Below are 24,013 nucleotides of genomic sequence, written 5' to 3' on the forward strand. Positions count from 1 at the left end.
AAAAATAAAGCGGCTAAGACATCCTTAGCCGCTTTTAATTTAGGTAATAAGCTTTTTAGGCTTCAGTTTGGGTAACCTTATGTTCATCTTCTTCATCATCGTCAGCAGAATCCATTCCAAGTTCTTTTAACTTGCGAGTTAGGGTGTTGCGGCCCCAACCCAGTAATTCTGCTGCGTGGCGTTTACGCCCGCGAGTTTGCAGTAATGCTGCATTAATTAAGGTACGCTCAAACATTGGTGTAGCGATATCCAAAATCTTCATTTCACCATTCTTAAGCTTTTGAATTGCCCATTGGTTTAACAGTTCATCCCAATGATGTAGTGAAATGCGGTCAAATGAAGGTGCAGGTTGCCCTGATTCACTATTTTTTTGTAGTGGAACTTGTTTAAGCTCAGAAGGTAAATCTTCTGGATACACTTCACGCCCGGTGATCATTACCGTTAACCAGCGACACGTGTTTTCAAGTTGTCGAACATTGCCGGGCCATGGCAACTGTTGCATATAGTCTGTTGTCTCGGTACGTAAGATTTTTGGACTCACGCCAAGTTCTTTACCAGCACGTGCAAGAAAATGCTGAGCCAGCATTGGTATATCTTCACTGCGATGGGCAAGTTTAGGAATGTGAATGCGGATCACATTTAAGCGATGATATAAGTCTTCACGGAAGCGACCTTCATTTACCAGTTTTTCTAAATCTTGATGCGTTGCCGCAACGATTCGAACATCAACTTTAACTGGGATATGTCCACCTACACGATAGAATTCACCGTCAGCGAGTACGCGTAGCAGTCGAGTCTGTGTTTCAAATGGCATGTCACCAATTTCATCAAGGAATAGTGTTCCGCCATTTGCTTGTTCAAAGCGGCCTTGATGCTGGGTGTTTGCTCCTGTAAAAGCGCCTTTTTCATGACCAAATAACTCGGTTTCAATCAAGTCTTTTGGAATTGCAGCCATATTTAAAGCAATAAAAGGCTTAGCACGGCGTGGAGAGTGCTTGTGTAAAGCATGCGCGACTAATTCTTTACCTGTACCTGATTCACCATTAATTAGAACGGTAATATGAGATTGAGATAAACGGCCGATGGCGCGGAAAACCTCCTGCATTGCTGGAGATTCACCAATAATTTCTGTTGATTGAACAGGTAAAGCTGTTTTTGTCGCTTCTTGCTGTTGTAGCTTGTTGATATGCAGGATTGCACGATTGACTAAGGCTAAAGCTTCATCAATATCAAATGGCTTTGGTAAATATTCAAATGCACCTGTTTGATAGCTTGAAACAGCAGACTCTAAATCGGAGTGTGCAGTCATAATAATGACAGGTAAATCTGGATGAGTGTTTTTGACTTTAGATAAGAAAGTTAACCCATCAATCCCAGGCATGCGGATGTCAGTTAAAATGACATCGGGAGCGTCATGATGCAAACGTTCAAGCGCAGTTTGAGCTTCTTCAAAATTGGTAACATCAAAACCTTCTTCTTTAAAGGTCTTTTCCAATACCCATCGCATGGCGCGATCATCATCAATAACCCATATTTTATTTCGCGACACGGTCTGACTCCCAAGGTAAATATAAGCTAAAAATAGTTTTTCCAGGAACAGATTGGCATTCAATCATTCCGTTATGTTGATGCATAATATTCTGTGCAATACTCAGGCCAAGCCCAGTACCTTTTGCTCGTCCGGTAACCAACGGGTAAAACACAGACTCTAAAATATTTTCAGGAATGCCTGGTCCATTATCTTCAATGTCGACCCGAACGGTGGATCGATTCAGTACACCATTAATCGTGACAAGACGCTGTATTCGCGTACGTAGAATTAACTCCGGTTCCTGTTCTATAAAAAATGCTTTGTTTTCTGTAATGGCTTGAATTGCATTTACACTAATATTGAGCATGACCTGTATTAACTGATCTCGATCGGCATTAACATCGGGTAATGACAAATCATAATCACGTATAATTTTAATTTTCTTCTTTGTCTGGTTTGCAATAAGAGAGCGTACTCGTTCTAAGGGTTCGTGTACGTTAACATTTTCATAGCTTGGTAGTTGTCTAGAACCTAACATGGTATCAGCCAAGTTGGTTAAACGATCTACTTCATTAATGATGACATCGGTGAATTCAGCATAAGTCTTATCATTTAAACTACGAGCGAGTAACTGGGTTGCTCCCCGAATACCTGCAAGTGGGTTTTTAATTTCATGTGCAACACCACGCACGAGTTGTCTAGCGACTTGATGCTGTTGAACCAGATTTTCTTCTTTTGAAATCTTTAACATGCGATCAATTGGGTTAAGTTCGATCAACAGTAATGGATGGTAGCTTTTACCTGCATTTAATTGAGAAACTGTGTAATCCACATGAAGGTCTTTAAAGTTGACATTAATGACAGCTTCTCGACGCGTATAGGGTTGTCCGGTTTTTATGGTGTTCAATAAAGCTTCATGCGTATTAAAAGTATCGTCAGGGGCATGAAGCAAGTTTAAAACGGGCTGTCCTGAAGCACGGAGCAAACTAATGTCAAATAGTGCTTCACAGGCTGAATTTAAATAAAAAATGTTCAAGTTACTATCGATTAATAAAATCGCAGTAGTTAAATTGTCTACCAATAGGCGATAGTCGATAGGGTTGTGTTGATCCATTAGCGAATCGTTCCTGTCTTAAAATAGCGCAATGGCATCTTCATTGGTTATCGGATTTTCACCGTTATAGAACATGAACGATGCAAAATATACGCCAACTTTGTTTATGGGTTATTTTAAAGTTTTAAGGTACTTAAAAACGCGCTGAAATCGTTCTTTATATCTTTTGATCAAAGCGGATGGCTCAAGTCTAGATAATAACATGATCTAAATTGGTGCAAAGGTGAGTTTTGGTGCAAATGTTGGTTGTATTTTGGTGCATTACACAAAGAGTAGGCTTTCCACCTATGCTTGAGACAAGAAAAGACATACAATACGCGCATTCAAGTGGAGCGCAGATTCATGAAGACCCCCAAAGTCGGTTTTGTTTCTTTAGGTTGTCCTAAGGCATTGGTAGATTCTGAACGAATTTTAACTCAGTTAAAGACTGAAGGTTATCAAGTTGCATCAGATTATGATGGTGCTGATTTAGTAGTTGTTAATACCTGTGGTTTTATTGAATCTGCGGTACAAGAGTCGCTAGATGCAATTGGCGAGGCCATGAGTGAAAATGGTCGAGTGATCGTTACTGGATGCTTAGGTAAAGACGAAGATAAAATTCGTCAAATGCATCCAAACGTTTTAAAGGTTACTGGTGCGGCAGCTTATCAAGATGTGATGGAAGCTGTACATGAATATGTACCAGCACCACCTAAACATAATCCGTTTATTGACTTGGTTCCTGAACAGGGAATTCGCTTAACACCAAAGCATTATGCTTACTTAAAAATATCTGAAGGATGTAACCATCGTTGTACCTTCTGTATTATCCCAAGTATGCGTGGTGACTTGGTTTCTCGTCCAGTCGGTAGTGTATTAGAAGAAGCAGCTGCGCTTAAAAGAGCGGGTGTTAAAGAAATCTTGGTTATTTCTCAAGATACATCAGCTTATGGCGTAGACACCAAGTACAAACTTGACTTCTGGAATGGTCAGCCTGTTAAGACAAAATTCTTCGACATGTGTGAAGCTCTAGGCCAACTTGGCATCTGGGTGCGTTTACACTATGTTTATCCATATCCACATGTGGATGCGGTAATTGATTTAATGGCACAAGGTAAAATCCTGCCATATCTAGATATTCCATTCCAACACGCAAGCCCACGTATTCTTAAATTAATGAAGCGTCCGGCTCACAGTGAAAATACACTAGAAAAAATTAAGTTGTGGCGTGAAAAATGTCCTGATCTTGTGATCCGCTCTACTTTCGTGGTCGGTTTCCCGGGTGAAACTGAAGAAGATTTCCAGCTGTTGCTTGATTGGTTAGTTGAAGCTCAACTTGATCGTGTGGGTTGTTTTACCTATTCGCCAGTAGAAGGTGCAACGGCAAATGATTTGCCAGATCATGTACCAGAAGAAATTAAACAAGATCGTTACGAGCGCTTTATGCAAGTCCAGCAAGAAATTTCTGCTGCTAGATTGCAAAAACGTATTGGTCAAACGATGACTGTTTTGGTCGATAGTTTAGAAGATGAATATCCTGTTGCCGTTGCACGTTCTTATGCTGATGCTCCGGAAATTGACGGTAATGTGTTTGTAGAAGATATCGATAAGAACACTATTCAACCGGGCGATATGTTGGAAGTCGAAATTACCGATGCGGATGAATACGATTTATTTGCAAAGTTAATTAAAATTAAATCGGTTTAATCGAAATATATTAAAGAGCATTCAGTTTAAGAGGTTTTGGAGCAAAGTCATGGCGGAAACAATTAGCCCTCGTTATTCACGTATTCTATTAAAATTATCTGGTGAGGCATTGTCAGGTAATAAAGACATGGGTATTGATGCTCAAGTTTTAGATCATATGTCTCTTTCAATTGCACACTTGGTTGGCTTGGGTGTACAAGTGGGTATCGTTGTGGGTGGCGGTAATTTGTACCGTGGTAGTCAGTTGCAAAAAGATGGCCTAGTTGGTCGTGTAACAGGCGATCAAATGGGTATGCTTGCAACTGTAATGAATGGCTTAGCTATGCGTGATGCTCTAGTTCGTCGTAATATCAGAACTCGTCTTATGTCTGCATTGCCAATTGGTACGGTAGTAGAGTCTTATTCAAGTCGTGATGCTATTCGTCATTTGAGCCAAGGTGAAGTTTGTGTTTTCGTTGCGGGTACAGGAAATCCATTCTTTACAACGGATACAGCGGCATGTTTACGCGGAATTGAAATTGAAGCGAATTTGATTTTAAAAGCGACTAAAGTAGATGGCGTTTATAATAAAGATCCAAGTAAATTTGAAGACGCTGTTAAATACGATCATTTAACCTTTGATCAGGTGTTAGATGAAAAACTTGGTGTTATGGATTTGACTGCTATTTGTTTATGTCGAGACCATAATGTGCCATTACAAGTTTTTGATATGAATAAATCAGGTGCGTTATTGTCAGTAGTAATGGGTGAAAAAGAAGGGACGCGCGTTACTAAATAATGTACGTGTTACCTAAAGCTCTTTATACTAGCGCTAAATTAAATTTGTTAAATATATCTTTGAATAAATAAGTAAGGTAGATCATATGATTAACGATCTGAAAAAAGACAGCGAACAGCGTATGTTAAAAACTCTAGAGTCTTTGGAACTAGGGTTTGCTAAAGTTCGTACCGGCCGTGCACACCCATCAATCTTAAATGGTGTGATGGTTCCTTACTACGGTTCTGATGTGCCTTTAAATCAAGTAGCAAACGTGGGTATCGAAGACTCACGTACACTTGTTGTTCAGCCATTTGAGCGTACAATGGTTTCAGCTATTGATAAGGCAATCCGTGAAAGTGATCTTGGTTTAAACCCGATTACAGCAGATGCAATTCGTGTACCTTTACCGGCATTAACTGAAGAAACGCGTCGTGATATGCAAAAAGTTGCGCGTAATGAAGCTGAAAATGCAAAAGTTGCGATTCGTAATATTCGCCGTGATGTATTGGGTGATATCAAAGCATTGCTAAAAGAAAAAGAAATTTCTGAAGATGATGAACGCCGTGCAGGTGATGATATTCAGAAAATTACTGACAAATATGTTGCAGAAGTAGACAAACGTCTTGCAGCGAAAGAAGCAGAATTGATGAAGGTCTAATTTTTATGACCGATTCTGAAGAGTATCATCTTCCCAAGCATGTTGCCATCATTATGGATGGCAACAACCGCTTTGCAAAAAAAAATCAAATGCAAAAAGGTGATGGGCATCGGGAGGGTAAAAATGTTCTCGATCCTATCGTTGAACATTGTAAAAAAACTGGTATTCGTGCTTTAACTGTTTTTGCATTTTCAAGTGAAAATTGGAGTCGACCGCAGTATGAAGTCGATCTGCTTATGAAGCTTCTGGAAGAAAGTATTCATGAGCAAATACCTCGCATGAAGAAATTTAATATTGCTTTACGTTTTATCGGTGATCGTTCTCGATTATCTTCACACTTAGTTGCCTTAATGGAAGATGCAGAGCAACAGACAGCACACCATGACACTATGACTCTAACTATTGCGATCAGCTATGGTGGGATGTGGGACATTGCAAATGCAGCAAAACAGGTTGCTCAAGCAGTTGCCCGTGGTGAATTTGGTGCTGATCAAATAAATGTTGATTTGTTCGAAAAATATGTCAGTCTAAACGATCTGCCGGCTGTGGACCTATTAATCCGTACAGGCGGAGATTATCGCATATCTAATTTCTTGTTATGGCAAGCAGCTTATGCGGAACTGTATTTTACGGATACTTTATGGCCAGAATTTACAGTAAAAGAGTTCGATCATGCCTTGAATGTTTTTTCTGGGCGTGAACGTCGTTTTGGCAAAACATCTGAACAAATTCAGCAAGAGAAAATAGAGAATTTATAATGTTAGAGCGGATTGTTACCGCATTGGTACTTGTTGCAGTTGTTTTAGGCTGTATGTTTGCTACGCAATCACATTATCCAATGTTGGTTCTTATGATTGTTGCAGCAGGGGTTGCGGGGTATGAATGGTATAAATTAATGCCTCGCGAAACTGCAAATGCTGTTAAACCCAAAGCTTGGTGCTACGGTCTGCTTGTTGCATTTGTTTCAGGTGTTGCCCTATTTTTCCATGATATTGCATTACTTTTGTGGTCTGCTTCAATTTTGACTTGGATTGTAAGTGTATATTGGGTTAAGTCATTTCCCGAATTTGATGGCTGGTATAACGCGACTTTGTATGTGATTGGCATAATTTTAGTCTGCGCTGCGGTAACGTCAATTTTTGTAGTATGGCAAAGTTCACCATGGTGGTTAATGTATCTGTTCTTGCTCGTATGGGGCGCAGATAGTGGTGCTTACTTTGTTGGTCGCAAATTTGGAAAAAGAAAGCTAGCTCCGACTGTAAGCCCTAACAAATCAGTGGAAGGTTTGTACGGTGGTGTTATTACGACCGTAGTAATAATGTTGGTTGTGCAATATCATTATCTAAACTTAACTTTAATTCAGCAAATTCTGTTTCTTATATTGTCATTAATTACAGTATTTGGTTCAGTTTTGGGTGACTTATTTGAATCAATGATTAAACGTCGTGCCGGTATTAAAGATTCTGGCCGTGTTCTACCTGGTCATGGTGGTGTTTTAGATCGTATTGACTCTTTACTTGCTGCAGCCCCGATCTTTGCAACGGGAATGTATATATTAAAACTTATTGGTGTAGATTTATAGATGACACAATCTGTTTGCATATTAGGTGTAACCGGTTCCATTGGTCAAAGTACCTTAAAAATTTTAAATCAACATCCTGATAAGTATTCAGTGTTTGCAGTTTCAGCTCATAGCCGAATTTCTGAGTTGGTTGAAATTTGTAAACAGTTCCAACCAAAGGTTGTGGTTGTTCCAGAGCAAAAAGTTGCCGAATTAACAGCTCTATTTGCAGATAATAAGTTACAAAATATTGAAATTCTGGTTGGTCAAGATGGTCTGGTAAGTATTGCTTCTCATCCAGATGTTGATGTGGTTATGGCTGCAATTGTTGGTGCCGCAGGTTTGTTGCCCACTCTGGCTGCTGTAAAAGCTGGCAAGCGGGTATTATTAGCGAATAAAGAAGCTTTGGTTATGTCTGGTGAAATCATGATGCAAGCAGCACGTGATCATCAGGCCTTGTTATTGCCAGTAGATTCTGAACACAACGCTATTTTTCAGTCATTACCTCATAATTATTTAGAAGCCGAAAGAAATGGGCAGCCACAGCAGGGCGTATCTAGAATTTTATTGACAGCCTCTGGCGGCCCTTTTTTAAACCATTCTTTAGAGCAATTAAAAGAAGTTACTCCTCAGCAAGCCTGTAAGCATCCTAATTGGTCTATGGGGCAGAAAATCTCAGTTGACTCGGCTACTCTTATGAATAAAGGGTTAGAGTTGATTGAGGCATGCCATTTGTTTTCAATATCTGAACATTTTGTTACAGTTGTTGTTCACCCACAAAGTATTATTCATTCTATGGTGCAATATGTTGATGGTTCAACATTAGCACAAATGGGTAATCCAGATATGTGTACGCCAATTGCGCATGCTCTAGCATGGCCTGAGCGTTTACAGACTAATGTTCCTGCTTTAAATTTGTTTGAGTATTCTCAGCTTAATTTTCAAGCGCCAGATATTCAAAAATTCCCAGCACTTGATTTGGCACGTCAAGCAATGCGTGAGGGAGGTTTGGCACCTACTATTTTAAATGCCGCAAATGAAGTTGCTGTTGCTGCATTTTTAAAGGAACAAATTGGATTTACAAATATTCCACAAGTGGTAGAACATACTTTGCAAAAATTGGAAAATTCAGTTGCTGAAAATATTGAGTGCATTTTAGATAAAGATGAAATAGCACGACACGTAGCACAGCAATATATATCAAGTATAGGAGGCTGAAATGAGCGCATTATTTATGATTGCAGCAGCAGCTCTTTTACTTGGTCCTTTAATTGCAATCCATGAGTTCGGCCATTACTGGGTGGCACGAAAACTAGGTGTTAAGGTTTTAGTATATTCCATTGGTTTTGGACCTACCTTACTCAAATGGACATCAAAAAAATCTGGAATCAAATACCAGCTTTCAGCTTTACCATTGGGCGGTTATGTCAAAATGCTCGATGAGCGTGAAGGTAATGTTGCAGAGCAGGATTTACCTTATGCATTTAACCGCCAAAAACCATGGAAACGTATAGCAATTGTTGCAGCTGGCCCTTTAATTAACTTGATTTTTGCTGTCTTACTTTTCTGGATCTTATTTTTACCAGCACAAGAACAACTAAACACTAGAGTTGGTAAAGTCATACCAAACTCACCAGCAGCCACTGCACAAATGCAAGTAGGTGACAAGATTATTGCGGTTGATGGAAAAGAAACGCAAACTTGGGAAAAGCTTAATTTTGCCTTGATTGATCGTGTAGGTGAAACTGGTAATGTAAATATTGATGTAGACCGTGCAGGTACTGAAAAAAATATTGTTTTACCGATTAAAGATTTCTTAAAAAACCAGAATGAATCAGCTTTAGATGTGTTAGGTTTTTTACCATATCGTCCTGTTATTCCAGCTGTTGTGACTGAGTTGACTCAAGATGGAGCTGCAATTCGTCAAGGAATGAAAGTAGGTGATCGTATTGTTTCAATTAATGGTCAAGCAATGAAAGACTGGTTTGATGTTGTAGAGGTAGTACAACATTCTCCAGAAAAATTACTTAATATTGATGTTTTGCGTAATGGTCAATTAGTTCATTTGCAAGTCATGCCTCAAGGAAAACGGGATAACATGGGGCAAGTGAGCGGTGTTTTGGGCGTGAAAAGTGATGCAGGAAAAATTACAATTCCTGACGAATATAAGCAAACAATTCAATATACTCCAATACAAGCTTTCGAGATGTCACTAGATAAAACTGGTCAGATCTCTAGCATGATATTGAGTTCAATAGTAAAAATGGTTAAGGGTTTAATTGGTTTAGAGAATCTTTCTGGACCAATTACAATCGCGAAAGTAGCGGGACAAAGTGCAGAAATGGGATGGCAGACTTTTATCTCATTTATGGCTTTAATGAGCGTAAGTCTTGGAATTCTAAATTTATTACCAATTCCAATGCTAGATGGTGGACATCTGGTTTATTACATTATTGAAGCTATTCGAGGGAAGCCTGTTTCTGAACAAATACAAATGTTTGGTCTAAAAATTGGTATGGTACTGCTCGGTAGTATGATGCTTTTGGCTTTATTTAATGATTTTATGCGTTTGTAAACGTATATGGACTTATAACTTACTGGAAAAAACTGGCATGCGGCACACACATTTTTTAATGCCTTTGGCACTTGTTAGCGCTATGGCGGCGGTACAACAAGCATATGCAGCTGATGATTTCGTTGTTCGAGATATTCGCGTAGATGGGTTGGTCCGTCTTACTCCTGCAAATGTTTATACTATGTTGCCAATCAACAGTGGCGATCGCGTTAATGAACCGATGATCGCAGAAGCAATTCGAACATTGTATGCCACTGGACTTTTTGACGATATTAAAGCATCAAGAGATAACGATACTTTAGTTTTTAATGTCGTAGAGCGCCCAATTATTTCAAAGCTTGAATTTAAGGGTAATAAACTTATTCCTAAAGAGGCATTGGAACAAGGCCTCAAAAAAATGGGAATTGCTGAAGGCGAAGTTTTCAAAAAATCGGCTTTGCAAACAATTGAAACTGAATTAGAGCAGCAATATACCCAGCAGGGTCGTTACGATGCTGATGTAACCGTTGATACGATCGCTCGTCCAAATAACCGTGTTGAACTTAAATTAAATTTTAATGAAGGTACAGCCGCTAAAGTTTTTAATATCAATATTATTGGTAATACTGTTTTTAAAGACAGCGAAATTAAACAAGCCTTTGCAGTTAAAGAAAGTGGTTGGGCTTCTGTTGTAACGCGTAATGACCGCTATGCTAGAGAGAAAATGGCAGCGAGCCTTGAAGCTTTGCGTGCGATGTATCTCAATAAAGGTTATATCAATTTCCATATCAATAACTCACAGCTTAATATTAGTGAAGATAAAAAGAACATCTTTATTGAAGTTGCTGTAGAGGAAGGCAGTCAGTTTAAATTTGGTCAAACCAAGTTTTTAGGTGATGCACTTTATAAACCTGAAGAATTACAAGCTTTAAAAATCTATAAAGATGGCGATACTTATTCACAAGAAAAAGTGAATGCTGTTAAGCAATTATTATTGCGTAAATACGGTAATGCTGGTTATTACTTTGCAGATGTGAATATTGTTCCGCAAATTAATAATGAAACAGGTGTTGTTGACTTAAATTACTATGTAAACCCAGGTCAGCAAGTTACTGTACGTCGTATTAACTTTACAGGTAACAGTAAAACTGCCGATGAAGTATTACGTCGTGAAATGCGTCAAATGGAAGGCGCTTTAGCCAGTAATGAAAAAATTGATTTGTCTAAGGTTCGTTTAGAGCGTACAGGGTTTTTCAAGACTGTTGATATTAAACCGGCTCGTATTCCAAACTCACCAGATCAGGTGGATTTAAACGTAAATGTTGAAGAACAACATTCGGGAACTACAACATTAGCTGTGGGTTACTCACAAAGTGGTGGTATCACATTCCAAGCAGGTCTGAGTCAAACTAACTTTATGGGAACGGGTAACCGTGTTGCGATCGATTTATCTCGTTCAGAAACTCAAGATTACTACAACTTAAGCGTTACTGATCCTTACTTTACAATTGATGGGGTAAGCCGCGGTTATAACGTTTACTATCGTAAAACAAAACTAAATGATGACTATAACGTTAATAACTATGTTACCGATAGTTTCGGTGGTAGTTTAAGTTTTGGCTATCCAATTGATGAAAATCAAAGTTTAAGTGCATCATTAGGTATTGATAATACTAAGGTAACTACTGGTGCATATGTATCTACGTATGTACGTGACTACTTATTGGCAAATGGTGGTAAGGCAACTGGTAAAGATACTTATTGTCCATTAGATCAACAAGAGCCAGTAAAAGATGATCAGGGTAATGTTATCGAAATTAAGTGTAAGGTAACGCCGATTAGTTATGATAATGCCTTTGAGGGTGAGTTCTTTACTTACAACTTAAATCTAGGCTGGTCATATAATACATTAAACCGTCCAATTTTCCCAACATCAGGGATGTCGCATCGTGTAGGTCTTGAAATTGGTTTGCCAGGTAGTGATGTTGACTATCAAAAAGCAACTTATGATGCACAAGCATTCTGGCCAATTAGTAATACTGGTTTCGTATTACGTGGTTACGGTAAACTTGGCTATGGTAATGATTTACCATTCTATAAAAACTTCTATGCAGGTGGTTATGGTTCTGTTCGTGGTTATGATAACAGTACCTTGGGTCCTAAGTATGCAAGTGTAAATTTACAAGAAACCAATCAAAATGACGGTTCTCCAGAAGAAGTGGGGGGTAATGCTTTAGTACAATTTGGTACTGAGTTAGCTTTACCATTACCTTTCAAAGGCGACTGGACTCGTCAAGTGAGACCAGTCATTTTTGCTGAAGGTGGTCAAGTATTTGATACTAAGTGCGACGTTGGTTCTTATTCTATGATTATGAATGGTCAGCAAATAGCAGATGCTAAAAAATACTGTGAAGATAACTACGGTTTCGATTTAGGCAATATGCGTTATAGCGTAGGTGTTGGCTTTACATGGATCACCATGATCGGACCATTATCTCTTAGCTATGCATTCCCTCTAAATGATAAGCCTGGTGATGAAACTAAAGAGATCCAGTTTGAAATCGGTCGTACTTTCTAAGTACGACTTGACTAAACATGAAATAAGGACACAAACTTAAATGAAAAAATTAAATATATTAATGTTAGGACTAGGTCTGACAGTTTCTGCTATGACTAACGCTGCGGGTTATGGTGTTATTGATCTTGCTAAAGTTGTTGAAAGCAGTGCTTATTTGAAACAACAAAACGCAAGTTTAAATCAATCAGTTAAGCCTACAACAACTCGTCTTGAGCAATTGGGTAAAGAATTAGAAGGCCTTCAGCGTCAAGCCCAAACTCAAGGGCAAAAGATGAAAGAAGATGATATTAAAAAGCTCCAAGCGCAATATCAGACAAAACTTAACGAATTTAATTCGACTCAACAAGGTTTGCAGTCTAAAGTTCAGACTAGTTTGCAAGGAATGAACTCAACTTTTGAGAGTCGTGTGAAGCAAGCAGCTGAACAATTACGAAAAGAAAATAATCTTGACTTCATTTTGAATAAAAATTCAACCGTTGCCTATGACGCTAAATATGATTTAACTGATAAAATGATACAAAAGGTTAATTCAATGAAATAAATTAATGAAAGTGCAACATTATCGTTTAGATGAACTAGCTCACCTCGTAAATGGTGAGCTAGTAGGTACGGGTAGTCTTCATTTTATAAACTTAGCAAGTTTAGAAAATGCTGAAATTCATCAAATTGCTTTCGTGAATGGCGAAAAGTATATTGATCAAGCAAAGGCTAGCCGTGCGGGTGCGTACATTGTTACAAGCCTTATTAAAGAACAGCTTACTGACAAACAAAATTTTATTATTGTTGATAATCCCTATTTAGCTTTTGCCATACTTACTCATGTTTTTGATAAAAAAATCACATCGGTAGGTATAGAAAGTACAGCTCAAATTCATCCTTCTGCGATCATTTCCGAAACAGCATATATTGGTCATTACGTCGTCATTGGCGAAAATTGTGTGGTAGGCGATAATACGATTATTCAGTCTCATACTCGACTGGATGATAATGTGGAAATTGGAAAAGATTGTTTCATTGATGCTCATGTCACCATTACTGGTGAATCTAAATTATCTGATCGTGTGCGAGTTCACGCAAGTACTGTAATTGGTAGTGAAGGCTTTGGCTTTGCGCCATATCAAGGGAAGTGGCATCGCATTGCTCAATTGGGTTCAGTTATTATTGGTAACGATGTTCGCATTGGTTCAAATTGTAGTATTGATCGAGGCGCACTCGACAACACAATTTTGGAAGATGGGGTAATTATTGATAACCTTGTGCAAATCGCGCATAACGTTCATATTGGTTCAAATACAGCTATCGCTGCTAAATGCGGAATTGCTGGTAGTGTTAAAATTGGCAAAAACTGTATTCTAGCAGGGGCTTGCGGTGTATCAGGGCACCTTTCTATTACCGATAATGTGACTTTGACAGGAATGTCAATGGTCACAAAAAATATTTCTGAAGCTGGAACTTACTCTTCAGGAATTGGATTGTTTGAAAATAGTCATTGGAAAAAGACAATTGTACGCTTGCGACAATTAGCAGATGTGCCATTGACCCAAATCACTAAACGACTTGATCATATACAAGCTCAAATAGAGTCTCTTGAATCAACCTTTAATTTGCGTAAATAGAATATTATGACCGAGTCAACTACACCTAAATTTGCCATCCCTGAATTACCAATGCAGATTCAAACGATTCGTCAATATTTGCCGCATCGTTACCCATTCTTATTGGTTGATCGTGTGACTGAAGTTACTGACAATAGTATTGTTGGCTATAAAAATGTGTCTATCAATGAAGAGTTCCTACAGGGACATTTCCCAGAATATCCAATTATGCCTGGTGTTCTAATTGTAGAAGCATTAGCTCAAGTTTCAGGCGTTCTAGGGTTTATCATGAACAATGAAACGCCAAAACCTGGTTCTTTATTCCTCTTTGCTGGTGCGGAAAGAGTTAGATTTAAAAAACAAGTAGTTGCCGGTGACCAACTTGTATTAAAATCTGAATTAGTAATGCAAAAACGCGGTATCTACAAATATAACTGTACGGCTACCGTTGACGGTATTGTAGCAACAACCGCTGAAATTATGATTTCACACCAAAAAACAGAGCAGGCATGAGCAATCACGACTTAATTCATTCTACGGCCATTATTGATCCATCTGCAGTGATTGCTCCAGATGTCCAGATAGGACCTTATTGCGTTATCGGTCCAAATGTGACGATTGGTGCGGGTACTAAGCTACATTCACATGTAGTAGTGGGTGGTTTTACCAAAATTGGTCAAAATAATGAGATTTTCCAGTTCGCAAGTGTTGGTGAAGTTTGCCAAGACTTGAAATATCAAGGTGAAGAAACTTGGTTAGAGATTGGTGATCATAATTTAATTCGTGAGCATTGCAGTTTACATAGAGGAACTGTGCAAGATAATGCTTTAACTAAAATAGGAAGTCATAACCTATTGATGGTTAATACGCATATTGCACATGATTGTATTGTTGGTGATCATAATATTTTCGCGAATAATGTCGGTGTTGCCGGACACGTACATATAGGTGATCACATCATTATTGGTGGTAATTCTGGCATTCATCAATTCTGTAAAATCGATTCTTACAGTATGGTGGGTGGAGCATCACTAATTTTAAAGGATGTACCAGCTTACGTTATGGCTTCTGGTAATCCAGCCCATGCATTTGGTATTAATATCGAAGGAATGCGTAGAAAGGGTTGGTCTAAAAATACAATTCAAGGTCTCAGAGAGGCTTATAAGTTAATTTTTAAATCAGGCCTTACCTCTGTTCAAGCTGTTGAGCAGATTAAAAATGATATTCTTCCGAATGTTCCTGAAGCTCAATTATTAATTGACTCTGTTGAACAGTCAGAACGTGGCATTGTGCGCTAAGACAATATATTAAAAAAAGACACTGCAATATGCAGTGTCTTTTTTTTGCTTAAAATTATTATTTATTAAAAAATTTGGCTTCTTCAGATTTTGGATACTGATTTAGAATTTTAGTTTTATATTGGTTTGCTGAGGCTGGATTTTTATCGACATCTTTAACAATGCTATAGAGTTGATACAGGGCACGAGGAGCTTTACTCGAATTTGGATATCGAGTTGCTACTACATTGTAGTTCTTTTTTGCCTCATTGTAGTTTACCGGATCAGTTGCTAAATTAAATTCAGCTAACCAAAAGTAAGCATTTCCCGTATAAACACTATTTGGATGATTTTTAATAAAGTTTTGCATTGGAGCGATGGCTTTTTTTGCGCCACCTTGCTTATAGGCGTCTAAAGCTACAGTGTAAGCTGCCTTTTCAAGCTCTACTGGGTTTGATTGATTTTGTGCTGGTGGTTGAGACGCTTCTGGTTGTGGTGGAGGCGTGGTAGAAGAGCTGCTTGTAGGAGTGGCATTTACTACTTTATTATCTACTGTGGAGGTTTCTGTGCTTGCTGAAGCTGGAGTATCACTGTTTGCAGGATTATCTGAGGACGCACTTTCCGGATCAACTTTCTGATTAAGTAGCTCTAAGCGTTGATCTAGGTCAGTATAACGATTAGATAAATCTTTTTTCAATTGTTCAATATCGTTTGATTGCTCTTCTAATTGCCCACGTAAGCTACGTATATCATTCTCTAATTGTTGGTTTTTTTGCATTAATTCCCAGTTTAAATTACTAGGTACCGAAACATTATTAGAAGACGTGTTAGTTGGACTGCCACCGCTTTGGCTTAAACCGCGAGACTCAATTGGAATGTTGGCATAGAGAGAGGTAGTGCTCATTAAGGCAATAAATAATAAAGAATGCTTCATCAATCGCATGAGTATAGGTCCATAATTTTATGTAAAAGCCAACTTGAGAAAGGAATATATAAACTATTCACTTAACTATCTAACTAAGGTTTTAATTGGTTAATGCAATTAAAACAGCTAACAATATAAATGCAAGAATAGTTTACAATCTTCAAGCATATTTTATCCAAAATAAGATACAAAAAAGAATAAGGGAGAGGGAAGTATAAAAAGTTATGTATTTTTGCTGATGAATTAATCAATCGAAACATAAACTTGCTTAAAACTAGGAAGAAGGCTTGCAACTCTTTTAAAAATCTCTATACTTTGTCTGGCAATGGTAGCCCTGCTGGTGGCTTCGCAATTGTACTCTGTGAACCCCGCCAGGACCGGAAGGTAGCAACGGTAGCAGATCTATGATGTGCCGAAGTTTTGCTAGTGGGGCTGCCACCATTTCTATTAGTCCACTCTCCGTTGGACTGCTTTAATAATTACATCTAAATCAAATCCTCTATATTGTAAAAATCTAATTTGTTTTGCTTTAAGCTTTGGATCTTTTTCTACTTCTTCACCAAATTTTTTCACTTTGAGCTCATATGCTTGCTCTACCCAATCAATATCATGAATTTCATCTGCAATTAAATCATTTTCAAGTTGTTTAGTTTTTAAAGCTTGTTGAATGCGTTTTGGTCCTCTACCTTTACGAATTTGGCTAGCAAGCATTTGTTCAGCAACACGTTGATCACTTTGATAATTTTGTTCAGAAAGCTCTTCAACGAGTTGCTTAACCTCTTCTGGATTCTGAGCATAACGAGTCAATTTTTCAGTAAGCTCTGCTTTGGAATAATCCCGACGAGTTAGTAAAGCAAATGCATACGAGCGTAAACGCTGGCCAGTAAGCGGAGCTCGTTGTTGAGGCTGTTCTTCTGTTCTTTTGAACATATTAGGATTCCCTTGTAAAAAAACGCCCCGAAGGGCGTTTTAAGGCTTATGAATAATTAAGATTCTAATAAAAGATCAGCTTCTTCTTCATCTTCAACTTGAGCAGTATTAGTACCTGTTGTTAACAGTTGTTCACGGATATTACGTTCAATCTCTCCAGCCATTTGAGGGTTCTCTTCAAAGTGGCGAATAACATTGTTCTTACCTTGACCAATTTTATTACCTTGATATGAATACCAAGCACCTGCTTTTTGTACGATATCTTGCTGTACAGCTAAATCTACAAGTTCGCCTAGCTGGTTTGTGCCTTTACCATAGAGAATTTGGAAAAGAGCCTCTCTGAAAGGAGGAGCCATTTTGTTTTTAACAACTTTAACTCGAGTTTCAGAGCCGACGATTTCATCGCCTTCTTTTACTTGACCAATACGGCGAATATCTAAACGTACAGAAGCGTAGAACTTCAATGCGTTACCACCAGTCGTGGTTTCAGGGCTACCAAACATTACCCCAATCTTCATACGAATCTGGTTAATGAAAATAACCATACAGTTTGAGCGTTTAGCATTACCAGTAATTTTACGAAGTGCCTGACTCATTAAGCGAGCTTGTAAGCCCATATGAGAGTCACCCATCTCACCTTCAATTTCTGCTTTAGGGGTAAGAGCAGCGACTGAGTCGACAACAATCATATCAATTGCGCCAGAACGAACTAGCATATCCGCAATTTCGAGAGCTTGTTCACCGTTATCAGGCTGTGATACAAGCAGGTTATCAATGTCCACACCGAGTTTACGTGCATATTGTGGATCTAATGCATGCTCTGCATCGATAAATGCACAAGTACCGCCAGCTTTTTGACATTGTGCAATCGCTTGTAGAGTCATTGTGGTTTTACCAGAAGATTCTGGACCATAAATCTCGACAATACGGCCTTTTGGTAAACCGCCAATCCCCAATGCAATATCTAAAGTCAAAGAGCCTGTAGATACAGCTTCAACAGCTTGAACAGTGTTGTCACCGAGACGCATCACCGTATTTTTGCCAAATTGTTTCTCAATTTGACTTAGCGCGGCTTGTAATGCTTTGCTTTTATTCTCATCCATCTCAAAAACCTCAATACTCTATGTTCATCACGTTTAACCCAAGTGGATGCATTGAATCTCAACTTGTTTCACTGGGTTAATAGTGACAGATTTTTTCTATAGCTTCTATGTGTTGTATGTGTGTGTGCGACACAACTCGACGTTTTTATTCATCATCGTATGACCAATTTTGATCATTCTCCTGTTTAAACCGAATAATTTGTCGACGATCCTTTTTACCCGGTCTATGGTCAGGTCGAGCTAGATTATGCAATTTTCGTTGGGATGCAATCAACTCCCGTCTAGCAATACTCACTTCGGTTTCTTCATAAAGTTGCTGTGCAACTGGCGCTGGGCCACGTGTATTGGAAAGCGCTTTTATTACAATAGTTTTTTTATCAAACCCTTGCTGAATAATAAGCTCCATTCCCACTCGAATTTCTTTGGAAACTTTTACACGTTCATTATTGTGATGTACTTTACCTCCTTCGATTGCTGCTTTAGCAATTGAACGAGTTTTAAAAAAACGAGCAACCCATAGCCATTTGTCAACACGCATGGTCTCTACAGCATCGTCTTCACGCAATTTTGACATCGTTATCCTTTCTATTAATTTGATTCAATATAGACAGCAACTCTGTAAGTCGATCTAGTGCTTTATATTCTAGTTCCTGAAGCTGTCTTATACCCTTTAGACTTGAGGGCTGTGAGATAGTAAACAAGTGTTTAATACCAAATTTTTCTGCTGTTTTTAATACCGGGGTCGTATCGTCAATAAAAATTGTTTCATCTGAATTGAAGGGGTGTAGTCGCTGGAGTTCTTTCCAAAAATTAATATTTTCTTTGGCATAACCAACTTGTTCGCTTGATATGATTACGTCAAAAAAATGTTCGATTGCAATATTATCGAGTTTTAAGCGTAAGCTAGCGCGGTCAGCATTAGTCACTAGCCAACAGGTGTATTCCAGTTCTTTAAGTTGTTGTAGAAGCTCAAAACAGTCCGAGCGAGCTTGGATTTTAGATTGAAATTCTTGTTGTAATTTGAGTACATCAACGCCTACTGTTTTAGTCCAATAGGTTGATGAATACCAAACAAGAGTGTGCCGATGTGATTGATAAAACTGATATAGCTTTTTTTTGCTCTCGGCGAGTGGAGTTTGATGTATTTTCGCATGTCGTTCAGGAAGACATTCATTCCAAATGAAGTCATCGAAGGCAAGATCTAATAGTGTTCCATCCATATCAAACATTACAATCTTAGACATGCGTCAAAAATCTCCAAAGGTATTCAAAGCACAATTTTTCAAATGATTTTGTCATATAACCTTTAAAAAATAATAATTTATGAGTGTTTTGTTGCATTCAAAGAAATTCAAAGCTCAACAAAGTAATTCATGCAACAAACAAAAAATTGTACAAAAGTTTGTACATAATATTATAGCTGGCATGGACAGTAGTTAGTCTAGAAGTACCGCGTAATTTTGCATAAAAAAAAGAGTAATGAAATGGTTTTGAGGAGAAAAGATTTTTCTTTTAGTTAAAGTAAAAAGGAATGGATTGGATTTTATAAATTAGATATTTAAATCGTGCTGTACGTTTATGTGAACCATATTAATGATCGTTATTTTTGCTTACATACGATACTTTTTGATAAACAATATATAAATTGAAGAATACTCAATTAGCGCTATATTGAAAATTATCCTAATAAGAATTTAGAGAAGGCAATGAAAATTGGATTTATTGGAGGAGCCAATGATGGCATAGTTATTAATGCTGCTGATGGCCTCGATACTTATAAATTGGAATGGCACTATAAAGCTGAGAAACACTGTGAAACTCAAATAAATGAAGGTGAGTGGCAGCCTAATTTAGGACTTAATGGTCCTGAATATGATTACTATAATTTATTAATCTTAAGAAAAAATAAAGAGGCTAAACTCTTCTATGTGCTCACCAGTATGGAGAAAGAAGAAATAGCAAATAAAATCAATAAATATTGGGAGTTTTCAACCTCTGTTGGTTATGATTTTGATGACTAGGTATTTCTTTCACAAGATATTTCATAAAGAACATGTGGTCTTAATTGGTGATGGGGAGGGATTTTCGGGTGATCGAAGTTTTTAACTCTCTGCATTCTAAGCCTTTCCATTACAGCTTGAGATGGTTTATTAAGAGTAGCTGTGAACGAAACGATTTTATCTAAATTGAGTACATTAAAAGCATAGTCTAAAACTGCTTTTGCTCCTTCGGTAGCATAACCTTGTTTCCAGAATTCTTTTGCAAGTCTCCAACCAATTTCGACACATGGAGAAAAATCAAATTGTTCAGGTTGGTTGTGTAAACCAATAAATCCGATAAATTGATGGCTTTCTTTTAACTCTACTGCCCAAAAGCCCCAACCATTTTCATCAATGAGACGTGAAATTTTCTGGATTAAGTTAAGACTTTCTTGAGGTGTTAGAAGGCTTGGGAAAAATTGCATGACGTCTTGATCTAGGCCCATTTTGATAAAAGGTTCAAAGTCACTTTCTTTCCATTGTCTTAGGATTAGACGTTCAGTTTCAATCATAGAATAACTCTTTAATAAACGATATCTTTTTCATAAGAAGGTTAGCGGTTTCTGCACAATCTTCTGTAAAATGATTTTGGAATTAATACTGACGACACCTTTAATTTTGTTTAAGGTATTAATGACAAAATGGGAAAACGAATTTAAATCTTTAGTCGCAACGTGCAAAACATAATTAGATTTGCCTGTAATAATATAAGCATTAATGACTTCATCAAAATTTTTGATCTGGCTTAAAAAAAGTTGTGATCGTTTTCGGTTAATTGTGTAAGTTTAATTTCAACAATTGCCTCAATTTTTATGCCTAATTTTTCATATCTGAGATGGTCTTATTAAGTGGAATTTATGATTTAGAGCCAATACAAAAGACTCATTTAAATCATGCGCTGAATTTGACAAAAGAAGATATTTTGAAATATAGCCCTATTCATCATAAAGAGCGGATTGATATCCCGTGCACAATTTTATGTGGAGAACTTGAACTCGAAGAATTGAAATGGCAAAGCCAAAACTATTTTGAAAGTAAAAAAGATCAAGAACAGAGGTTAGTATCTTTTTCACTTATTCCTCACATTAATCATTATACGATTTTAGAGTATTATTTTAGGCATATATTAAGTTAAGTATTTGAAAAATAATATATGCCATATTGTTTTATAAAATTCTTAACCTAAGCCGATCATAAGATAAATGTGAGATAAATCACAACTTACCCTGATTTTTACAGAAAGTGCGAGTTGTTCTTGACCTGAATATAGAACTTAATTAGATTAAAAAGATAGTGCTTTCTCACTAAGCGACAAAATGTTTAGCTGTTGTTTAGATGAGTTTTTAAGTCCGTAGCTTCCCAAGATACGGACTTTTTTATTTTTTAATTAAAAGTAAAATATAATAGTTATTTATTATGATTTTAGAACTTATTTAGAATCTATAGTTTTTTAAATGTGTGCTTATAAAATCATTTCATAATAAAATTTATGTAAAACATAATTAAAAAAATCTTCATCAATCTGTAATATCTCTTGGTTAAAGTAAAAGCAGAAAAACAAAAAAGAGAAAACTATAACGAATAATTAAATAATAGGTAGTGTTCTTACGTGGATAGATTTAGTCGGCTCATATGGGTTGGCTTTTTTATTTAAAAAGGAGCCTTTATGAAAGTACAATATTTTGAAGGTGGGATGTATGTACATATGTGTCCAGCTTGTGGGCATTTCCACTATATTCCGGTAGAGCACCCCTTTTCTAATGGGAATCAGTGGTTCTTTAACGGTAGCCTTGAAAAACCAACATTTAATCCGAGCATAAGTATCATTGGCGTTGTCATTATTTTATAGAAGAAGGTTTTATTGAATATTCTCTTAATTGTAAACATCATTTAGCGGGACAAAAATTGGAATTGCCTGAACTAAAAATCACGAATAATTTATAATTGTATAATATATTTATTTTATTTTATTTTATTTTATTTTATTTTATTTTATTTTATTTTATTTTTATTTTTTTAAGTAATATTTTTTTACGTATTTAATACTGAACCTTTATAGTTAAAAAAATTGTAAATCTCTTCTGATTGCTGATTTATTTAAATTCTGAAATAATTTTTATAAATAATTGTTTTGTTATGTTTTTATGGATATCTGGAAATTTTTGCGAAGTTTTAATACAGTTGGTACCTATCTTGCACTTTCTACTTTTATATTATTGGTAATGATTATATATTTTTATATTGTAGATCCTTCTTGAAATTTTATAGGTAAGAATAATAATTAATCTTTAAACCCAAACCTATAATTCTCTAATTTTTAGAATTGGTTCACATTTTTGATCTAAAAAAGATACTAGCGTTGTATAAAACAAAGTTTTATGAAAATATGATTTAGTTTTGATGCAAGGGAGTTCAAGCAAAATTTCTTACCAAAAATGTTTTAATTCTTAAATATAACGACAGTACAAATCATAACAACGATGTATGAATAAAAGATATGGAGATTTTTCATGAAGTTTTGCCAAGTATCGGCTGCTTTCTTAACAATGGCCGCCGTCAATCTAGTCCATGCAGCACCAAACACAACCAGTTCTTTACTAGATTCTTCTCAAGCAAAGGGAATTATTAAAAACCAATATATTGTTATTCTCAATAAAGATGCTGGACCATCTATAGATTTTGCCCAAAATATTGCTAAGCAACATGGTGCTAAGGTCTTACAGTCATATGACACTGTACTTCAGGGTTTCGCAATTTATTTACCCGAGACAGCGGCCACTGCTTTTGTCGAAGCAATGAAAAAAAATCCGCAAGTACTTTCTATAGAAAACGATACAGTCATGAAAATTGATGCCACTACGCAGAGTAATCCGGATTGGGGACTAGATCGTATTGACCAAAAAGCTTTACCTTTAAATTCTGCTTATTCATATTTACAGACGGGTTCTGGTACGACAGCTTATATTGTTGACACAGGTATATTGTCTAGCCATCAACAATTTTCTGGGCGGGTATTAAGTGGGTATACGGCAATATCTGATGGGAATGGTACAACTGACTGTAATGGGCATGGTACTCATGTTGCCGGAACGGTTGGTGGAAGTACTTATGGTGTTGCTAAGAATGTAAATTTGGTTCCAATTCGGATTTTAGGATGTGATGGCTCTGGTGCATCTAGTAATGTGATTGCTGGTTTAGATTGGATATTAAAAAATGGTAAAAAACCAGCAGTTGTGAATATGTCATTAGGTGGAGATGCGAGTACCTCTTTAGATAGTGCAGTTGAAAATTTATTTAATAATGGTTATGTCATGGTGGTGGCTGCTGGAAACTCAAATACTGATGCTTGCAGTGCATCACCTGCAAGAGTAAGTAAAGCACTTACAGTTGCTGCTACAGATAGTACTGATATGCGCGCAAGTTATTCTAATTATGGAAGCTGTGTTGATATCTTTGCACCGGGAAGCCAAATTAATTCTTCTTGGATAGGCAGTAATACGGCTACTAAAGTTCTAAATGGAACATCGATGGCTACGCCACATGTTGCAGGTGTCGTTGCTGAAATGCTGCAAAGTACACCCACTGCGACGCCACAAACCATCTCTACTAATCTTTTAAATCAAGCAAGTAGCAATGTGATAAAAAATCCATCTGGTAGTCCAAATCGTTTGTTGTATAAATCTCCTTAATAAAAAATTTAAT

Annotated in this window: 23 protein-coding genes, 1 other RNA gene and 3 pseudogenes; 18 read left to right on the forward strand and 9 right to left on the reverse strand. The window is 37.1% G+C overall.

From position 1 onward, the window contains the following. Window positions 1-55 precede the first annotated feature (55 nt). Window positions 56-1,549: a nitrogen regulation protein NR(I) gene (glnG, locus tag BMW38_RS07680; protein ID WP_017392217.1), complete on the reverse strand. Its 1,494-nt coding sequence runs from the start codon at window positions 1,547-1,549 to the stop codon at window positions 56-58. Continuing rightward, entirely contained in the window at window positions 1,536-2,645 is a 1,110-nt protein-coding gene (gene glnL, locus BMW38_RS07685; protein WP_092707044.1) for a nitrogen regulation protein NR(II), read from the reverse strand. The genes glnG and glnL overlap by 14 nt, the downstream gene beginning before the upstream one ends. A 342-nt stretch (window positions 2,646-2,987) precedes the next feature. On the opposite strand from glnL, the gene rimO reads away from it, so the two are divergent. The 12 genes from rimO (at window position 2,988) to lpxA (ending at window position 15,335) form a co-directional block, all read left to right on the forward strand. After that, on the forward strand, window positions 2,988-4,331 hold the full coding sequence (gene rimO / locus BMW38_RS07695; RefSeq protein WP_092707046.1) for a 30S ribosomal protein S12 methylthiotransferase RimO: 1,344 nt from the start codon (window positions 2,988-2,990) through the stop codon (window positions 4,329-4,331). A 49-nt stretch (window positions 4,332-4,380) separates the two neighbouring features. Then, on the forward strand, window positions 4,381-5,109 hold the full coding sequence (gene pyrH / locus BMW38_RS07700) for a UMP kinase (protein WP_003652185.1): 729 nt from the start codon (window positions 4,381-4,383) through the stop codon (window positions 5,107-5,109). Between the two features lie 85 nt (window positions 5,110-5,194). Further along, entirely contained in the window at window positions 5,195-5,749 is a 555-nt protein-coding gene (frr, locus tag BMW38_RS07705; RefSeq protein ID WP_003652184.1) for a ribosome recycling factor, read from the forward strand. 5 nt (window positions 5,750-5,754) lie between these two features. Continuing rightward, on the forward strand, window positions 5,755-6,507 hold the full coding sequence (gene uppS, locus BMW38_RS07710; RefSeq protein ID WP_092707048.1) for a polyprenyl diphosphate synthase: 753 nt from the start codon (window positions 5,755-5,757) through the stop codon (window positions 6,505-6,507). Then, window positions 6,507-7,331, forward strand: a complete 825-nt coding sequence (locus BMW38_RS07715) for a phosphatidate cytidylyltransferase (protein ID WP_005039985.1) — start codon at window positions 6,507-6,509, stop codon at window positions 7,329-7,331. Before uppS ends, BMW38_RS07715 begins: the two co-directional genes overlap by 1 nt. Further along, a complete protein-coding gene (gene ispC, locus BMW38_RS07720) occupies window positions 7,332-8,528 on the forward strand; it encodes a 1-deoxy-D-xylulose-5-phosphate reductoisomerase (RefSeq protein WP_092707050.1) in 1,197 nt (398 codons plus the stop codon). Window position 8,529: 1 nt separating this feature from the next. Next, window positions 8,530-9,885, forward strand: a complete 1,356-nt coding sequence (gene rseP, locus BMW38_RS07725) for an RIP metalloprotease RseP (protein ID WP_092707052.1) — start codon at window positions 8,530-8,532, stop codon at window positions 9,883-9,885. Further along, window positions 9,866-12,442, forward strand: coding sequence for an outer membrane protein assembly factor BamA (gene bamA / locus BMW38_RS07730; RefSeq protein WP_213031123.1), 2,577 nt, complete (start codon window positions 9,866-9,868; stop codon window positions 12,440-12,442). The genes rseP and bamA overlap by 20 nt, the downstream gene beginning before the upstream one ends. A gap of 40 nt (window positions 12,443-12,482) precedes the next feature. Continuing rightward, the gene (locus BMW38_RS07735; protein WP_042894155.1) at window positions 12,483-12,983 is read left to right on the forward strand and encodes an OmpH family outer membrane protein; all 501 of its coding nucleotides are present in this window, start codon (window positions 12,483-12,485) and stop codon (window positions 12,981-12,983) included. Between the two features lie 4 nt (window positions 12,984-12,987). Next, window positions 12,988-14,058, forward strand: a complete 1,071-nt coding sequence (lpxD, locus tag BMW38_RS07740) for a UDP-3-O-(3-hydroxymyristoyl)glucosamine N-acyltransferase (RefSeq protein ID WP_092707054.1) — start codon at window positions 12,988-12,990, stop codon at window positions 14,056-14,058. A 6-nt stretch (window positions 14,059-14,064) separates the two neighbouring features. Then, a complete protein-coding gene (gene fabZ / locus BMW38_RS07745) occupies window positions 14,065-14,550 on the forward strand; it encodes a 3-hydroxyacyl-ACP dehydratase FabZ (protein ID WP_003652176.1) in 486 nt (161 codons plus the stop codon). Next, window positions 14,547-15,335: an acyl-ACP--UDP-N-acetylglucosamine O-acyltransferase gene (gene lpxA, locus BMW38_RS07750; protein WP_003652175.1), complete on the forward strand. Its 789-nt coding sequence runs from the start codon at window positions 14,547-14,549 to the stop codon at window positions 15,333-15,335. Before fabZ ends, lpxA begins: the two co-directional genes overlap by 4 nt. Before the next feature lie 58 nt (window positions 15,336-15,393). Here the strand turns inward: lpxA and BMW38_RS07755 are convergent, their stop codons facing one another. Further along, on the reverse strand, window positions 15,394-16,257 hold the full coding sequence (locus tag BMW38_RS07755) for a YbgF trimerization domain-containing protein (protein WP_092707056.1): 864 nt from the start codon (window positions 16,255-16,257) through the stop codon (window positions 15,394-15,396). Between the two features lie 317 nt (window positions 16,258-16,574). On the opposite strand from BMW38_RS07755, the gene ffs reads away from it, so the two are divergent. After that, window positions 16,575-16,671: signal recognition particle sRNA small type (gene ffs / locus BMW38_RS07760), an RNA gene on the forward strand. A 15-nt stretch (window positions 16,672-16,686) separates the two neighbouring features. Here the strand turns inward: ffs and BMW38_RS07765 are convergent. The 4 genes from BMW38_RS07765 to BMW38_RS07780 form a co-directional block, all read right to left on the reverse strand. Further along, window positions 16,687-17,169: a regulatory protein RecX gene (locus BMW38_RS07765; protein ID WP_045431055.1), complete on the reverse strand. Its 483-nt coding sequence runs from the start codon at window positions 17,167-17,169 to the stop codon at window positions 16,687-16,689. A gap of 56 nt (window positions 17,170-17,225) precedes the next feature. Continuing rightward, window positions 17,226-18,272 (reverse strand): recombinase RecA, encoded by a 1,047-nt coding sequence (recA, locus tag BMW38_RS07770; RefSeq protein ID WP_005040004.1) that lies wholly within the window; start codon window positions 18,270-18,272, stop codon window positions 17,226-17,228. 145 nt (window positions 18,273-18,417) lie between these two features. Next, on the reverse strand, window positions 18,418-18,846 hold the full coding sequence (locus tag BMW38_RS07775) for an RNA-binding S4 domain-containing protein (RefSeq protein ID WP_004643101.1): 429 nt from the start codon (window positions 18,844-18,846) through the stop codon (window positions 18,418-18,420). Beyond that, entirely contained in the window at window positions 18,830-19,516 is a 687-nt protein-coding gene (locus BMW38_RS07780) for an HAD-IA family hydrolase (RefSeq protein ID WP_213031124.1), read from the reverse strand. The genes BMW38_RS07775 and BMW38_RS07780 overlap by 17 nt, the downstream gene beginning before the upstream one ends. Before the next feature lie 462 nt (window positions 19,517-19,978). Here BMW38_RS07780 and BMW38_RS07785 point away from each other — a divergent pair, with 462 nt between their 5' ends. Beyond that, entirely contained in the window at window positions 19,979-20,293 is a 315-nt protein-coding gene (locus tag BMW38_RS07785) for a hypothetical protein (RefSeq protein WP_092707058.1), read from the forward strand. On the opposite strand, the gene BMW38_RS07790 is transcribed toward BMW38_RS07785, so the two are convergent. Together BMW38_RS07790 and gigD are read right to left on the reverse strand one after the other, a co-directional pair. Continuing rightward, complete coding sequence (locus tag BMW38_RS07790) at window positions 20,290-20,823, reverse strand: GNAT family N-acetyltransferase (RefSeq protein ID WP_092707060.1); 534 nt, start codon at window positions 20,821-20,823, stop codon at window positions 20,290-20,292. The two genes, BMW38_RS07785 and BMW38_RS07790, sit on opposite strands and share 4 nt — an antisense overlap. A 30-nt stretch (window positions 20,824-20,853) precedes the next feature. Further along, window positions 20,854-21,140 (reverse strand): annotated as a pseudogene (gene gigD, locus BMW38_RS07795) (Lrp/AsnC family transcriptional regulator GigD); the annotation flags it as partial. On the opposite strand from gigD, the pseudogene BMW38_RS07800 reads away from it, so the two are divergent. From BMW38_RS07800 to BMW38_RS07810, 4 genes and pseudogenes are all read left to right on the forward strand, one after another. Further along, window positions 21,138-21,446, forward strand: a pseudogene (locus tag BMW38_RS07800) (alpha/beta hydrolase); the annotation flags it as partial. The pseudogenes gigD and BMW38_RS07800 sit on opposite strands and share 3 nt — an antisense overlap. Before the next feature lie 531 nt (window positions 21,447-21,977). Further along, window positions 21,978-22,255: pseudogene (locus tag BMW38_RS07805) on the forward strand (DUF6527 family protein). Between the two features lie 200 nt (window positions 22,256-22,455). Then, the gene (locus BMW38_RS19595) at window positions 22,456-22,569 is read left to right on the forward strand and encodes a hypothetical protein (protein WP_227558840.1); all 114 of its coding nucleotides are present in this window, start codon (window positions 22,456-22,458) and stop codon (window positions 22,567-22,569) included. A 252-nt stretch (window positions 22,570-22,821) separates the two neighbouring features. After that, a complete protein-coding gene (locus BMW38_RS07810) occupies window positions 22,822-24,000 on the forward strand; it encodes a S8 family peptidase (protein ID WP_092707064.1) in 1,179 nt (392 codons plus the stop codon). Window positions 24,001-24,013: the final 13 nt, after the last annotated feature.

Origin of the sequence: Acinetobacter sp. yr461 (genome assembly GCF_900110445.1) — a bacterium.
In the GTDB taxonomy this organism is placed as follows: Bacteria; Pseudomonadota; Gammaproteobacteria; order Pseudomonadales; family Moraxellaceae; genus Acinetobacter; species Acinetobacter calcoaceticus.

Bases quoted from the DNA above. Each gene is read 5' to 3' on its own strand.
- glnL (WP_092707044.1), bottom strand. From the start codon at position 2,645: ATGGATCAACACAACCCTATCGACTATCGCCTATTGGTAGACAATTTA.
- rimO (WP_092707046.1), top strand. From the start codon at position 2,988: ATGAAGACCCCCAAAGTCGGTTTTGTTTCTTTAGGTTGTCCTAAGGCA.
- pyrH (WP_003652185.1), top strand. From the start codon at position 4,381: ATGGCGGAAACAATTAGCCCTCGTTATTCACGTATTCTATTAAAATTA.
- frr (WP_003652184.1), top strand. From the start codon at position 5,195: ATGATTAACGATCTGAAAAAAGACAGCGAACAGCGTATGTTAAAAACT.
- uppS (WP_092707048.1), top strand. From the start codon at position 5,755: ATGACCGATTCTGAAGAGTATCATCTTCCCAAGCATGTTGCCATCATT.
- BMW38_RS07715 (WP_005039985.1), top strand. From the start codon at position 6,507: ATGTTAGAGCGGATTGTTACCGCATTGGTACTTGTTGCAGTTGTTTTA.
- ispC (WP_092707050.1), top strand. From the start codon at position 7,332: ATGACACAATCTGTTTGCATATTAGGTGTAACCGGTTCCATTGGTCAA.
- rseP (WP_092707052.1), top strand. From the start codon at position 8,530: ATGAGCGCATTATTTATGATTGCAGCAGCAGCTCTTTTACTTGGTCCT.
- bamA (WP_213031123.1), top strand. From the start codon at position 9,866: ATGATTTTATGCGTTTGTAAACGTATATGGACTTATAACTTACTGGAA.
- BMW38_RS07735 (WP_042894155.1), top strand. From the start codon at position 12,483: ATGAAAAAATTAAATATATTAATGTTAGGACTAGGTCTGACAGTTTCT.
- lpxD (WP_092707054.1), top strand. From the start codon at position 12,988: ATGAAAGTGCAACATTATCGTTTAGATGAACTAGCTCACCTCGTAAAT.
- fabZ (WP_003652176.1), top strand. From the start codon at position 14,065: ATGACCGAGTCAACTACACCTAAATTTGCCATCCCTGAATTACCAATG.
- lpxA (WP_003652175.1), top strand. From the start codon at position 14,547: ATGAGCAATCACGACTTAATTCATTCTACGGCCATTATTGATCCATCT.
- BMW38_RS07755 (WP_092707056.1), bottom strand. From the start codon at position 16,257: ATGCGATTGATGAAGCATTCTTTATTATTTATTGCCTTAATGAGCACT.
- BMW38_RS07765 (WP_045431055.1), bottom strand. From the start codon at position 17,169: ATGTTCAAAAGAACAGAAGAACAGCCTCAACAACGAGCTCCGCTTACT.
- recA (WP_005040004.1), bottom strand. From the start codon at position 18,272: ATGGATGAGAATAAAAGCAAAGCATTACAAGCCGCGCTAAGTCAAATT.
- BMW38_RS07775 (WP_004643101.1), bottom strand. From the start codon at position 18,846: ATGTCAAAATTGCGTGAAGACGATGCTGTAGAGACCATGCGTGTTGAC.
- BMW38_RS07780 (WP_213031124.1), bottom strand. From the start codon at position 19,516: ATGTCTAAGATTGTAATGTTTGATATGGATGGAACACTATTAGATCTT.
- BMW38_RS07785 (WP_092707058.1), top strand. From the start codon at position 19,979: ATGAAAATTGGATTTATTGGAGGAGCCAATGATGGCATAGTTATTAAT.
- BMW38_RS07790 (WP_092707060.1), bottom strand. From the start codon at position 20,823: ATGATTGAAACTGAACGTCTAATCCTAAGACAATGGAAAGAAAGTGAC.
- BMW38_RS19595 (WP_227558840.1), top strand. From the start codon at position 22,456: ATGGATATCTGGAAATTTTTGCGAAGTTTTAATACAGTTGGTACCTAT.
- BMW38_RS07810 (WP_092707064.1), top strand. From the start codon at position 22,822: ATGAAGTTTTGCCAAGTATCGGCTGCTTTCTTAACAATGGCCGCCGTC.